This is a genomic window from Anaerocolumna sp. AGMB13025, from assembly GCF_029689925.1.
GTDB lineage: Bacteria > Bacillota > Clostridia > Lachnospirales > Lachnospiraceae > Anaerocolumna.
The window spans coordinates 621,854-635,912 of the sequence record NZ_CP121445.1; the positions used below are offsets into that span (position 1 = coordinate 621,854).

The 14,059-nt window shown below is 38.7% G+C and carries 13 protein-coding genes; all 13 read left to right on the forward strand.

Annotated features, from left to right (window positions below; genetic code table 11):
* Positions 1-2: 2 nt before the first annotated feature.
* Positions 3-794: an ABC transporter permease subunit gene (locus tag QA584_RS02650; protein WP_278272956.1), complete on the forward strand. Its 792-nt coding sequence runs from the start codon at positions 3-5 to the stop codon at positions 792-794.
* Positions 795-917: 123 nt separating this feature from the next.
* Positions 918-2,333: an MATE family efflux transporter gene (locus QA584_RS02655; protein ID WP_278272957.1), complete on the forward strand. Its 1,416-nt coding sequence runs from the start codon at positions 918-920 to the stop codon at positions 2,331-2,333.
* 235 nt (positions 2,334-2,568) lie between these two features.
* Entirely contained in the window at positions 2,569-2,892 is a 324-nt protein-coding gene (locus tag QA584_RS02660; protein WP_278272958.1) for a helix-turn-helix transcriptional regulator, read from the forward strand.
* A gap of 59 nt (positions 2,893-2,951) precedes the next feature.
* Positions 2,952-3,821, forward strand: a complete 870-nt coding sequence (locus QA584_RS02665) for a methionyl aminopeptidase (protein WP_278272959.1) — start codon at positions 2,952-2,954, stop codon at positions 3,819-3,821.
* Positions 3,822-4,080: 259 nt separating this feature from the next.
* Positions 4,081-4,872, forward strand: a complete 792-nt coding sequence (locus tag QA584_RS02670; RefSeq protein WP_278272960.1) for a TrmH family RNA methyltransferase — start codon at positions 4,081-4,083, stop codon at positions 4,870-4,872.
* A 381-nt stretch (positions 4,873-5,253) separates the two neighbouring features.
* Positions 5,254-5,694: an NfeD family protein gene (locus QA584_RS02675; protein WP_278272961.1), complete on the forward strand. Its 441-nt coding sequence runs from the start codon at positions 5,254-5,256 to the stop codon at positions 5,692-5,694.
* A 2-nt stretch (positions 5,695-5,696) separates the two neighbouring features.
* Complete coding sequence (locus tag QA584_RS02680; protein ID WP_278272962.1) at positions 5,697-6,635, forward strand: SPFH domain-containing protein; 939 nt, start codon at positions 5,697-5,699, stop codon at positions 6,633-6,635.
* A gap of 578 nt (positions 6,636-7,213) precedes the next feature.
* A complete protein-coding gene (locus tag QA584_RS02685) occupies positions 7,214-9,091 on the forward strand; it encodes an LTA synthase family protein (protein WP_278272963.1) in 1,878 nt (625 codons plus the stop codon).
* 98 nt (positions 9,092-9,189) lie between these two features.
* Positions 9,190-10,377, forward strand: coding sequence for a patatin-like phospholipase family protein (locus tag QA584_RS02690; protein WP_278272964.1), 1,188 nt, complete (start codon positions 9,190-9,192; stop codon positions 10,375-10,377).
* A gap of 191 nt (positions 10,378-10,568) precedes the next feature.
* Positions 10,569-11,504 carry an ornithine carbamoyltransferase gene (gene argF / locus QA584_RS02695; RefSeq protein ID WP_278272965.1) on the forward strand — a complete coding sequence of 312 codons (936 nt, stop codon included), beginning with the start codon at positions 10,569-10,571 and terminating at the stop codon, positions 11,502-11,504.
* Positions 11,505-11,710: 206 nt separating this feature from the next.
* A complete protein-coding gene (locus QA584_RS02700) occupies positions 11,711-12,541 on the forward strand; it encodes a biotin--[acetyl-CoA-carboxylase] ligase (RefSeq protein ID WP_278272966.1) in 831 nt (276 codons plus the stop codon).
* 120 nt (positions 12,542-12,661) lie between these two features.
* Positions 12,662-13,549: a LiaF transmembrane domain-containing protein gene (locus QA584_RS02705; RefSeq protein WP_278272967.1), complete on the forward strand. Its 888-nt coding sequence runs from the start codon at positions 12,662-12,664 to the stop codon at positions 13,547-13,549.
* Between the two features lie 58 nt (positions 13,550-13,607).
* Positions 13,608-13,946, forward strand: coding sequence for a DUF6145 family protein (locus tag QA584_RS02710; RefSeq protein WP_278272968.1), 339 nt, complete (start codon positions 13,608-13,610; stop codon positions 13,944-13,946).
* Positions 13,947-14,059: the final 113 nt, after the last annotated feature.

Here is a 14,059-nt window from a genome sequence, read left to right on the forward strand (position 1 = left end):
AAATGACAGTATTAGTTCATGAATTGAAAATGAATTTAAAGAACTTTCTGATATGGTTTTTAAGTATAGCGGCTTTATGCGGGGGTTGTATCTTTTTGTTTCCAGTTGTGAAAGATTCGATGAAAGAAATGTCTGATAGTTATGCTAATATGGGAGGCTTTTCAGCGGCATTTGGTCTGGATAAGTTATCACTGGCTACCATAGAAGGCTTTTTTGCAACGGAAATAGGGACCATGTATGCACTGGGAGCAGCTATGTATGCAGCACTTCTTGGAATTGGTATGTTCTCCAAAGAAGAAGTCTGGCATACCAGTGAGTTTTTACACACCCTTCCCCTTGGAAGAAACAGTATTATTACAAGTAAACTTGGAGCCGGGGTGATTTTGCTAACTTTCTTTGATTTGCTTAATTTTTTGATTTTCCTGTTTTCCTTTATCGGTATAGGGGAAAAGGTGGATATTAAACCCATTGCAGTCTATATGCTCGTTCAATATATCATGCATTTGGAAGTTGCAGTCATCTGCTTTGCCATATCTGCACTTAGTAAACGGAATCAGTCCGGTGCTGGACTTGGTCTGGTACTTATCTTGTATATGTTAGATCTAATCAGCCGGATTACAGATAAAATGGAAAAACTCAAATATGCAACACCTTTTTATTACTCCAATTCCTCCGATATTATCGGAAATGCCGGTGAGGTAAACGGCAGTCTTCTTCTAATTGCAGGGCTTATGATAACCTTGTGTATTGCAGCAGTTTATACGGTTTATGGAAGACGGGATCTGGCTGCTTGACATAAAAACCCAATTAAGTTATTTGATAAATTTGATGTTAAATTTTAAGGATATCTCTTGTTTTCAGATGTGTTCACGTGTATTATGTTTGCAGTATAACTGACTACAAAGGAGTAGCATAAGATGCATAATAATGTAATACATAATAGATCATTCTTAAAACAAGGCTCTAAAGCTGACCGGTTTTTAGAAAAACAGTTAGGCAGCAGGCTGTTTACCTATGGACAGATTCTTAAAATGCTGCTGCCGTTGATTCTGGATCAGCTTTTTGTGAATGTAATAGGGCTGTTAACAACGGCGATGATTAGTTCCTCCAGCCAGGAATCCGTTTCTGCGGTCAGTTTGGTTGGTCCCTTATATATGATGATTTACGCAATTTTCAGCGCAATTTCTGTAGGCGGTACTGTAATTGTGGCACAATATAAGGGCAGAGGCGATACGGACAAAATCCGTCAGGCTTCTGGACAGGTTATTCTTGCAACAGTAGCCCTGGCGGTTATATCGTGTATGATTCTGATTCCCAGTTCCGGCTATCTGATACGTTTGATGTTTGGAGCAGCAGATGAGGCTGTCATCTACAAAGCCACCAGTTATCTGGTGGGAGTAGCAATATCCATGATTTTTCTTTCCTTGTATATGGCGGCATTTGGGGTATTCAGAGGACTAGGTGAAGCAAAGACTTGTTTAAGACTTACCGTCATTATTAACGTAATACATTTAGTTGCAAGCCTGCTATTTTTAAATGTGCTCCATCTTGATATATTCGGAACAACTCTTTCCTTAAATATTGCCCGGGCAATAGGCGGGTTTGCAGCCCTGTGGTTACTTATGCGTCCTAAAAGTATTGTGAGGGTACAAGTAAAGAATATCTTTACTATAGACAGAGGTTTATTAAAGTCTATCTTTAAACTGGGAATTCCTTTTGCTATGGAGCAGATCTTCTTTAACGGCGGCGGGCTCCTGGTCCAAACCTTTATTATGGAACTTGGTACGATTAGTGTTGCAGCGAATGCCATTACCGGCTCAGCCTTTTCCGTATTATTTGCTGCCGGTACTGCTGCTGGGACCCTGGCAACTACGATTGTGGGACAATGTGCCGGAACCGGAGACAAAAAACTTGCAAGACACTATGCCTCAAAAATGATTTGGCTGGGAACTGTTATGGTGCTTTTGTCAATACTGATTTTCCTGCCCCTGATGCCTTTTATCTTAAGGATGTACCAGGCTCCCAAAGATACCTTATCTTTAATCTATACCCTGCTATTTACTGTATTAGTTCCAATGCCATTTTTCTGGTCTGCCTCCAATGTACTGCCTGGTGTACTCCGGTCTACCGGAGATTCTGCATTTACCTCAATGGTTTCCCTTATTACAATGTGGATTGTAAGAGTGGGACTGGGCTATGTATTTGCCATGGTGCTTGGATTTGGGGTTCAGGGTGTATGGATTTGCATGGGAATAGAATGGGCGGTTAGGACCTTTATATTTTACCGGCGTTATCGCTCTGATGTGTGGCTGTATAAAAAAGCAATTGATTAGATGATACGAGTATTAATAGGTCAATTTAACGTGCTGAATGATAATATACACGGATATCATAAAATATAGGTTGAGAGACCTTTAGACACTCGGATCTTAGATAACGGAATTATTACAATTACTTTGATAATAATGTATTTTCATAAAAAAAGTGCTATAATACTTATAAAAGTGCAACAAATATCAAGCCGCGAAATATTATGTATGGTAAGCTTTTAATAAGGAGTGATTAACAGTGTCAGTAAAAACCATTGAAAATATGATTGACTGGGTGGAAGAGAATATAGAACAAACCCCTACACTAGAGGCAATGGCAAGGCATGTAGGGTATTCTTCTTATTATTGTTCTTCAAAATTTCATGAAGTGGTAGGAATGTCCTTTAAGGAGTATGTAAAGCACCGTAAACTGGAACGGGCGGTTTGTGAATTGCTAAATACCGACAGACGTATATTAGATATTGCAATCCAGTACGGTTTTTCCTCCAATGAAGCATTCACCAGAGCGTTTTCAAAAGTTTACGGAAGTTCACCCAATGAATACCGTAAAGTAGCCCAATAATAATTTTTAGGTTGATACAGCATGTTGATAAGCTCTGTACTATGAAAGGAGCTTTTATTATGGGAATAAACCGGAATGGAATCTGCTGGTGCGGAAGTAATAAAAAGTATAAATACTGCCATCTGGCTATGGATGAAAAAATAGCAGAATATAAAAGAAACGGCTATGAAGTACCAAGCAGGAAACTTATTAAAAATGAAAAACAGATTGAAGGTATACGGGAAAGCGGAAGAATTAACACCTTAATTTTAGACAGTATCAGTGATAAAATTACAGAAGGAATTACGACAGAAGATATTAACCGTTATGTACATGAGCTGACCTTAAAATTAGGAGGCATACCTGCCCCCTTAGGCTTTGAAGGATATCCAAAAAGTGTATGTGTATCCGTTAATGATCAAGTCTGCCATGGCATCCCTTCGCCAGACAGAGTTTTAAAAAGCGGCGATATTGTTAATATAGATGTATCAACTATTTACCAGGGATACTTTGGGGATTCCTCCAGAATGTTTTGCATCGGGGAGGTATCTAAGGAGCGCCGCCTGCTTGTAAATACCACTAAGGAAGCCATAGAGGAAGGTCTGAAAGCAGTACTGCCTTATAATACCTTAGGTGATATGGGGCAGGCAGTTAATGATTATGTAAAAGCAAAAGGGTATTCTGTGGTCTATTCCGTAGGAGGTCACGGTGTAGGACTGGAATTCCATGAAGCACCTTATGTAAGCTATGTCTCTAAAAAACATACGGAGATGTTAATGGTACCCGGCATGATATTTACCATTGAGCCAATGGTTAATGAAGGAAGTCCGGAGGTATATGTCGATGATGATAACGGCTGGACCATATATACAGAAGACGGTTCGGATTCTGCCCAGTGGGAAATCATGGTACTTGTCACGGAAACCGGATATGAGATATTGGCACACTAGTCCCCATAACGCCACTGGTTAAAGAAGTTTCCTCCAGTTTAAAGAAGTTTCCTCCAGTTTAAAGAAGTTTCCTCCTGTTTCAAGAAGTGCCATCCGGTTTTAAGCCGCTCACCTGGTTTTGGTGTCAGGAGATTCTGATTTGGTTCTTGAAAAGCATGTGTATATGATGTAGAATATATAGTTAGCATACGTTATAAAAACGTTATAAAAAGTAAATTCAAGAATCGGTAGTACAATCCGAAACAGGTAAGGGAGTATCATGATCAGCAGTTCATCGAATCCACAGATAAAAAATATAGTACAATTGCAGAAAAAACCAAAGACCAGAACAGAACAGAAAGCCTTTGTAATAGAAGGTATTAAGATGTTTGAAGAGTCTAAAGAGAGCGGCTATCTGATAAAGGCTTATGTATCGGAAAGTTTCTATGAAGAAAAGTTAAGGGAAGCCCCGGACTATTTTAATGGATTTTCCTACGAAATAGTAACGGATGGGGTGTTAAAGGAAGCCTCGGATACCCTTACGCCCCAGGGAATTATGGCAGTTGTAAAAATGCCGATCTATACTCTTGATAAAATCATAACTGACCAGAAAGCCAATCTGGTACTATTGGAAGATATCAGGGATCCGGGCAATCTTGGGACCATCTTAAGAACGGCAGAAGGAGCCGGCGTTACCGGAATCATTTTGAGTAAAACTTCTGTGGATATGTACAATCCCAAGGTAATAAGATCAACCATGGGAGCCATTTACCGGATGCCTTTTGTATATGCAGAGGATTTTGAGACTGCCATAACGGAGGTTAAAAAAAATAAAATATCTGTTTATGCCGCTCATTTACAGGCTGCCCAGGCTTATGACGAAGTAAATTATCAGGAGAAATGTGCAATATTAATCGGCAATGAAGCAAACGGGTTAAGCAATGAAATTGCCGCTATGTCAGACCAGTATATCAAAATCCCCATGTCAGGGAGTGTAGAATCCTTAAATGCAGCCATAGCAGCGGCAATCCTGATGTATGAGGTATACCGTCAGAGAAGAAAAATAAATTAGTTTATAACTTAATATAAAATCAGAGAAATTCGTAAACAATAAAATCAGCAGTAAAAAATTACTTCGAATAGACATCAGTCCAGTAGGTAATGATTTACTGCTGATATTTTTATCACCTTGGAGTACAGTTTGTCCTGGACGATAATATCTACTGGAATTTGCCCACGATGAAAGAAACGGTTTAGGAGGACAGCTTTTTCCTGTATCTAAAAAGTGTATCCGGCATATAAATCAGTAGATTTCATTAGCTGGCAGAAATCTCATTAGAATTCGATTATAATATGGTTAAATTTAGGAAATAAAGCAAACTTTCCTTGTAAAATAAGTAGTTATGAAGTAAAATTAAAGTATCAGTAAATGAAACGGAAAGGGGGGCACAGAATGAATTCAAGTTATTGGTTAATAGCACTTGCCGTATTTTTAGTTATTGAAATTATAACCTTGGGACTGACGACCATATGGTTTGCCGGCGGGGCATTAATAGCGTTCCTGTTATCGTTAGTTGCGGATAACCTTATCTTGGAACTAGCTGTTTTCTTAGTTGTTTCATTTGTACTTTTAATTTTTACAAGACCGATTGCACAAAGGTTCTTTAATTTGCAGCGGATAAAAACAAATTACGAGAGTCTGATTGGGAAAGCCGGTAAGGTAATTGAAAAAATCGATAATTTCAATAATTCCGGACAGGTAATCGTAAATGGCCAGGAATGGACGGCCAGAGCTTTAAACAGCCAGGAGATCATAGAACCAGGCAAACGTATAATTATCAGGGAAGTTTCAGGCGTAAAATTAATCGTAGAAGCAGAAGTGGAGGAAAATTAATTATGACTCAGATAATATTAATAGTTTTTGTAGTGCTTATATTGTTGGTATTGGCATCCTGCGTTAAAATCGTACCCCAGGCACAGTCTTATGTAATGGAACGTCTTGGCGGGTATCAGGCAACCTGGAATGTAGGTATTCATATAAAGATACCGTTTATAGATAAAGTTGCCAGAAAAGTATTACTTAAGGAACAGGTTGTAGACTTTGCTCCTCAACCAGTTATAACCAAAGATAATGTAACAATGAAGATAGATACGGTAGTATTTTTTCAGATTACCGATCCCAAACTATTTACTTATGGTGTGGAACGCCCTCTCATGGCAATCGAAAACTTAACAGCAACTACCTTAAGAAATATAATTGGTGACCTTGAACTGGATCAGACTCTGACTTCAAGAGAAATCATTAATACCAAGATGAGAGTATCCCTTGATGTTGCAACGGATCCCTGGGGAATTAAAGTTAATCGTGTGGAATTAAAAAATATCATTCCGCCTGCCGCTATTCAGGATGCCATGGAGAAACAGATGAAGGCAGAACGTGAAAGAAGAGAAGCCATCCTTCGTGCAGAAGGTGAAAAAACATCAGCAATCCTTGTGGCAGAAGGTAAAAAGCAGTCTGTAATTTTAGGTGCGGAAGCGGAAAAAGAAGCTGCTATCTTACGCGCTGAAGCTAAGAAAGAAGCTACGATCCGTGAAGCAGAAGGTCAGGCAGAAGCTATTCTTGCAGTTCAAAAGGCCAACGCAGATGGTATCCGTTTCTTAAATGATTCCAACCCTGGCAATGCAGTTCTCCAGTTAAAGAGCCTGGAAGCTTTTGCTAAAGCTGCGGATGGTAAAGCGACCAAAATTATTATACCTTCTGAAATCCAGGGAATCGCAGGATTAGTGAAATCCCTCACAGAAGTCGGTAATGATAAAAATATAACTGCAGAATAATACCTTAGTCTTTTTGAAACATTAAAAATAGCATGGATTCTGATAAGGTTATGCTCCCTTCTGGGTTCTAGGCTGACAAGTAAAAGAATAAAACTTGTCACTTAGGAGGACGCATATCAATAACAAGAGTTCATGCTGTTTTTATGCTATAGTTTTTTGAATTACAAAAAACGTCATAAAACACTCCGTCAGGAATGGGCACCGGAGGAAAAGAAGTTTATTGTATGACAATCCGATTTAGGTTACTTTAGGACTTTGGGTTTTTATGAATGCCAGGAATTAGACAGACTGAAATGGAATGATTGCTAAGTTACTGGACATGCTAAGTATAATGTAGTTACAAACAATTGTGCATGTTAACAGGGGCAAAAAATAATCCAAACCTATTCTGAGATTATATAATAAACCTCATTGACCCAGAGCCTGGCAAATATTAAGAAATTATTAAATAATTTGATATTTTAAGATAAAATTAAGAATTCTAGCCTTGATAATAAAATAACTATGAGCTATTATATATAAGAACCAAAAAGAGGAGAATAGTTTTTAGCTATAGTTATTAAAGGAGAGTGTATAAAATGCACCATTTGAAGAAAATTTTACAATCGCCTTATATGATTCTTTTGCTTTTTGCGGTAAAACTGATGATTTATTATAGCCTTATTGATGTGGACTTAAAGGACATTACCTTTATCATATTGAGTGTTACGGCTATGGGAATTATCTTTGTATTGTTTAGCCGCAGCAAGCTAAAGAGGAAGAAAGGTCTGTTTTTAATAGTCTACAGCCTATTAAGTTTATTAATGTTTGCAGACTCTATGTATTATAACTACTATAATCAGACGGTATCCATAAAACAGCTGTGGCAGGCAGCTAATGTTGCTGCGGTTCCGGATAGTTTTGTAGCAACACTGATACCGGCAAGCTTTTTGCTGTACCTGGATATCCCTTTCGTTTATTATTACTTTAAAAAACATATAAAAGAGGACCCGAGTAAAAACAGTTGGAGTTTTAAAAAAGAGATAAAATACATTGTTGCAGGATTATGTGCAATCTTTGCGCTGTTAGTGGTAAATCCCATGGACAGCGTGGCAATCGATAAAGTTAACAGCGTTGAGTTTTTTACAAACCATGTCAATGACGTGTATAATGCACTGACAGAAAATATAGTAACAGAGGAAGTACCGGCAGAGGAAGTACTTGATAAGGTTGAAAATGTAGCCGTACAAAATCCCGGCAGACAGCTAAATGGAATTGGTGCAGGTAAAAATCTGATTTTGATTCAGGTAGAGGCCTTACAGAATTTTGTTATTAATGCACAATATAACGATCAGATTATTACACCTAACCTGAATGCATTCTTAAAAAACGACACCATATACTTTGACCGCTATTACAGTAATATCGGTAAGGGCAATACGGCAGATGCCGAATTTTCAACCCTGAACAGTTTATACCCTGTAATCGACAGGGAGTGTTATACCTTATACACAGACAATACCTATGATGGACTGCCCTGGCTGTTAAGGGACAAAGGCTATCGAGCCTTCGCCATTCATGGATATAAGGGAGAATTCTGGAACCGGGAAGCTGCTTATCCGGGACAGGGATTTGAGGATTTCTACAGTATGGAAGATTTGGATGCAAGTGACATCATGGGTCTTGGTATTTCCGACAAATCCATGTTCAAACAGTCAGTGGAAATTTTGAAAACGCAAAAACAGCCGTTTTTCAGCTTCATCATAACATTATCAAGCCATCATCCATTCTTGATTGATCCGGCAGATGCCACCCTTACATTAAAAGAGGAAGATGTGGATACAAAGTTCGGCGCTTATCTGCAAACCATCCATTATATGGATGAAGCATTTGGTCAATTTATTACTGACTTAAAAGCGTCCGGTTTATATGACAATACAGTAATTGCCTTATATGGTGACCATCATGGCTTGAATGTAGGTATGGATAATAATGCGGAGATAATGACTAATTATCTTGGAAAACCCTATGATTATGATGAAATGTTAAGAGTGCCTATGATGATACATGTTCCAGGCAGCGGAGTGACAAAAACCATATCCACTACGGGAGGACAGATAGATTTTCTGCCTACCATAGCCAACATTATGGGGATTGATATTAAGCAGCCCTATGTCTTAGGTCAGGACTTAGTGAATGCAACAGATGGATTTGTAGCATTTACTGCATATCTGTTTGAAGGTTCCTTTGTTCATAATAATGTAATGTTCGAAATATCCAGGGAAGGCGTCTTTGATGGAAGCCGGTCCTGGGATATCACAAACAGCCAGCCCCTTGACGCCTCTAAATATGAGGCGGATTATAACCGGGCAATTACACTGAAACAGACTTCGAAAGAAATACTTGATCAAAATTTAATCGCTGATTACATTCAACGGGGGACCCCAAGTGAGGAAAATCAGTCGACGGAGGATTAGTTACCGAGAGGGACTGCTGCAATATAATTTCCAGACGTAAGTTCAGAAATAAAAAATTGCAGCAGTCCCCCTTTTATTATAATTTATAGGAGCAGCGGATGGATAAAGTATTTGACTTAAGTAAAGAATACGGCGTGGTCTTAGAAGGCGGCGGTGCCAAAGGAGCCTACCAGATTGGGGTCTGGAAGGCTTTTTTGGAATGTGGGCTTAAAATCAAGGGGGTTTCAGGGGTGTCTGTTGGGGCGCTTAACGGTGCCTTGATTTGTATGGATGATTATGAAGAAGCTGAAAGTTTATGGAAACGGCTCACCTATTCTTCTGTTATGAATGTAAATGATGAACAGATGGACAAACTAATGAAGCGGGATCTAAAGGCAATCAATCTGAAAGAACTAACAAAAGATACCGGCAAAATTCTGTCGGAGGGGGGGATTGATATAAACCCGTTGAAAAAACTTATTGAAGAATGGGTGGATGAGGAGAAAATCCGTAAGTCCCAGATAGAATTCGTCTTTGGTACCTTTTTGGTATCTAAGTTAAAAGAAGTTGAAATAACTGCCTGGGAAGCAGAGAGCACCAACTTAAAAGATTACCTGTTAGCCAGTGCGGCCCTGCCGGCATTCCGTAACGAAAAACTTCATGGAATGAAATATCTGGACGGAGGCATGTTTAATAATGTCCCGGTGGATATGCTTATAAACCGTGGCTATAAGGACATCATAGTTATCCGTATCTATGGAATCGGTTTGGAAAAACCGGTTAAGATACCAAAGGATGTTAATATTATTGAAATTGCTCCCCGTATAAACCTAGGAGGAATTCTAGAGTTTAATCCGGATAAAATAAAGCGTAATATTGAAGTTGGTTATTACGATGCAATGCGGTGTCTTCGGACCTTAAAAGGTAAAATATATTACATTGACAACAAGCTTTCGGAGGAAGCATGTATTAACGAACTGATATCAGTCAATGAGGCCGCCAAAATGGCTCTCCTTGAATATTATAAACAGGATTATTCCAACAGCTTGGTCTATAACAGAAAGTTTTTGGAAACGGTCTGTCCTAATATTGCCAGTGCCTTAAAACTTACAAAAGACTGGACTTATAAGGAGCTATATATTGCACTGCTGGAACTTTGCGCAAAAAGCTTACGAATTCCGAAATACCGGATTTATACGGAAGAAGAGCTTATTGATTTAATTAAGGACAAGTACCAGCTGATGACCAGAAAGGGTTTTCAGTTTCCGGTCTTTCATATGCTTATTATTAAAATGATGATTTTATAAGACAATCCTTTGATAAACCGTATAGAAATTTCTAAAGTTCAAGAGAACAACCGTATAGTCAATTTCTAAAATTCAAGAGTACTACAGAAAATCAGTAGAAATATCTTCTTGACAAATGTATAAAAATTAAGTATAGTGTATAAATAAACACATATATATTATTTTGTATTTTTCATCGGGGAGGTATTCGCATGAATTTAAAAGGACGCAGTTTCCTAACATTAAAAGACTATACACCAGAAGAAATTGAATATTTAATCGAACTGGCCGCAGATTTAAAAGCCAAAAAAAAACAGGGAATAACCGGTAACAGCTTAAAAGGCAAGAATATAGCATTGATTTTTGAAAAACCTTCTACGAGAACCAGGTGTGCATTTACCGTAGGCTGTATTGATGAAGGGGGACATCCGGAATACTTAGGCAAGGATGACATTCAGTTGGGACATAAGGAAAGTGTTGAAGATACCGCAAGAGTACTGGGAAGAATGTTCGACGGTATTGAATTCCGGGGATTTAAACAAGAGACAGTAGAGAAATTGGCACAGTACAGTAAGGTTCCGGTCTGGAACGGTTTAACGGATATCGACCATCCCACTCAGATATTAGCCGACTTTTTAACGTTAAAGGAGCAATTCGGACATTTAAAGGGTCTGAAGCTTGTATATGCCGGAGACGGAAGAAATAATATGGCAAATAGCTTAATGATTGGTTCTGCTAAATTAGGTCTTCATTTTACCATCTTATCCCCGAAAGCATTGTGGCCGGAGGAAGGTTTGGTTGCAGCTTGTCAGGTATATGCAGATGCTTCACAGGGTACCATTACAATTACGGATGAGTTAGAGGCAGTAAAAGGCGCAGATGCTATTTATACCGATGTATGGTGTTCTATGGGTGAAGAAGCTTTGGCGGGTGAGCGGATTACGATCTTAAAGCCTTACCAGGTCAATCAGGAGATGCTTTCTATGACAGGGAAGGAAAGCACAATACTTTTACATTGCCTGCCTGCCGTTAAAGGATATGAGATAACGGAAGATGTATTTGAGAAACATGCAGAGGTGATTTTTGACGAGGCCGAAAACCGTATGCATACGATAAAAGCAGTTATGGTAGCTACTTTAGGCAATTAGTCATATATATGCTGCCGATATAAGTAAAATTCAGATTCGAAGATATCGTATATGAAACATAGCATAATCAGCTTTCATTAGGCTTTCTAAGCGGATGGCTGCCACAGAGTAAACTTGACTCTGCGGCAGCCTTTCTCTGATGTTTACTTTCTAAGGAAGAAAGCCTATAATAGAAGTTGAGTTAGTAACAGGGAAAGGAATTTAACATGGACGATAAAAAGCTTGATCCAATCTTCATTGAAACTAGAATGATAACAAAAAACTTTGGAAAAAAAGTCATCTATCATGAAGAAATAGATTCAACCAACACCGCTGCAAAGGAACTTGGAAAGCAGGCAGGCAGTCATGGTGTGCTGGTTTTAGCAGAAGAACAGAACCAGGGCAGGGGACGTCTTGGACGGGACTGGAGTTCTCCAAAGGGCAGCGGGATATTTATGACAATTGTATTACAGCCCAAAATCCCCCCTGTTCACGCCTCTATGCTCACACTGGTAGCTGCCCTGGCAGTGAATCAAGGAATACGAAAGGTCACAGGTCTTGACAGTTATATAAAATGGCCCAACGATATCGTAGTGAATGGAAAAAAGGTCTGCGGCATCCTTACGGAGATGAGTACCATGAATCAAAGACTGGAATGTGTGGTAATCGGAATGGGTATTAATGCAAACAGAGATGTTTTCCCCGAGGAACTAAAAAGTACCGCTACTTCACTTAAGCTGGAGTGTAGTAAAGAAATAGATCGGACGGAACTAATTGTTGCTGTTATGAATTTTCTGGAGCAGTATTATGAGTTATTTTTAGAAACAGAATCTTTAAAAAATATGTTGACAGAATATAATGAGGTTTTGATAAACAGGAATAAACAGGTAAATATAATAGGATCTGACAAGGAATACACCGGTACCGCCCTTGGAATTAATGAGGCCGGTGCATTATTAGTACAAACCGAAGAACAGCACCAGGGTATAAAAACCTCCATAATCAAAACGGTTGTATCCGGGGAAGTATCTGTCCGTGGTATGTTTGGCTATGTCTGAGGATAGAAGTTGTTTGAACATTCAGTTACCTGGTGTTTTGGACCGTTTCATCTTTATCTTGAAATATTAAGCTTTTCCATATATGATAGTAATGGGAAAAGCGATAAGGGAGTGATGCCAATGAAAAATACAATGTCAAAAGCAGTATGGGGTGTCTTCTTTGTTCTTCTCGGTGTTGCGTTAGCAGGAAGGGCAGTAGGAGTTTTTAATTTTAATATATTTTTTCCGGGATGGTGGACCTTATTTATTATAGTACCAAGTGCCATAGGACTGGTTAACCGTGAAAACAGGTCAGCCTCCATATTTGGCCTTGGGACAGGCATTCTATTGATGGCTTCGGTTCAGGGGATCGTTGACTGGTATACCTTTCCAAGGTTGATCATAGCTTTGATTTTTATCGCAATCGGCAGTTCTTTTTTGTTCCGGAGAGACAAAAGCGACCGTCGAGAAAATTATAATTCAAAATACAGCTATGATACCAGTCAGGAGTCCGATACGTATCAGGATTATAACGCCAATCAGGGACATAATACGAATCAGGATTATAGTGCCAATCAGGGATATAATACGAATCAGGATTATAGCGCCAATCAAGGATATAATACAAATCAGAATTATAATTCTAATCAGAACCCTGGCGGCAGTGATGACGGTTACTTCCGCGAAACCAACCACGGTGGGTATAATCACTTTACCGGAATTTTAAGCGGGAGGAATATTCAATTTGTAGATGAAGAATTCAAAGGCGCTGATGTGACTTCCATATTAGGCAATGTTCAGTTAGACCTTAGGAATGCAATTCTTAAGGATGATGTTGTAATTGAAACTACCTGTATTCTTGGCGGAATTGATGTCTATGTCCCCACGAATGCAAAAGTGGTATTAAACTGTACGCCTATCTTAGGCGGAGTAGAAAGCAAAGTAATACCGCCTTATAATACCTCGGATACTACCTATACCATATTTATCAGGGGAACTTGTATTTTGGGGGGAATAGAAGTAAGATAATTAGACAAAAAGAGCTTTCAAAATCACGAAAGATTTTTAAGCTTATTGATAGGAGGAAATGCAAGTGTATTCAGATAAATTAGTATTATGTGCGAGCAGTTCATATGAACAGAAATATTATTTAAACGAAGACTTTAATGCTCTGCCCGAAAGTGTAAAGGAAGAGCTTAAAATAATGTGTGTATTATATACCGAAGATATTGGTGGTATTTTAACCCTGGAATTTGATGAAGACGGTAATCTGATGCTTAATGTAACAAGTGATGAAGGGGACCTATTATTTGATGAAATTGGAAGTGTACTTAAAATAAAGGAAATTCAGCGAAATAAAGCTGAATTATTAGAAGCCCTGGAACTTTTTTACCGCGTCTTTTTATTAGGGGAAGATCTGGCTTAGCCAAAAATTTGTATCAAAACCCATGCCGCGTCGGCATGGTTGTAAGTGTGAAAGAAAATTATAATAAGAAAGGTTGCCACACGAAGCATCTTTCACATATCCTTATTTGTGGC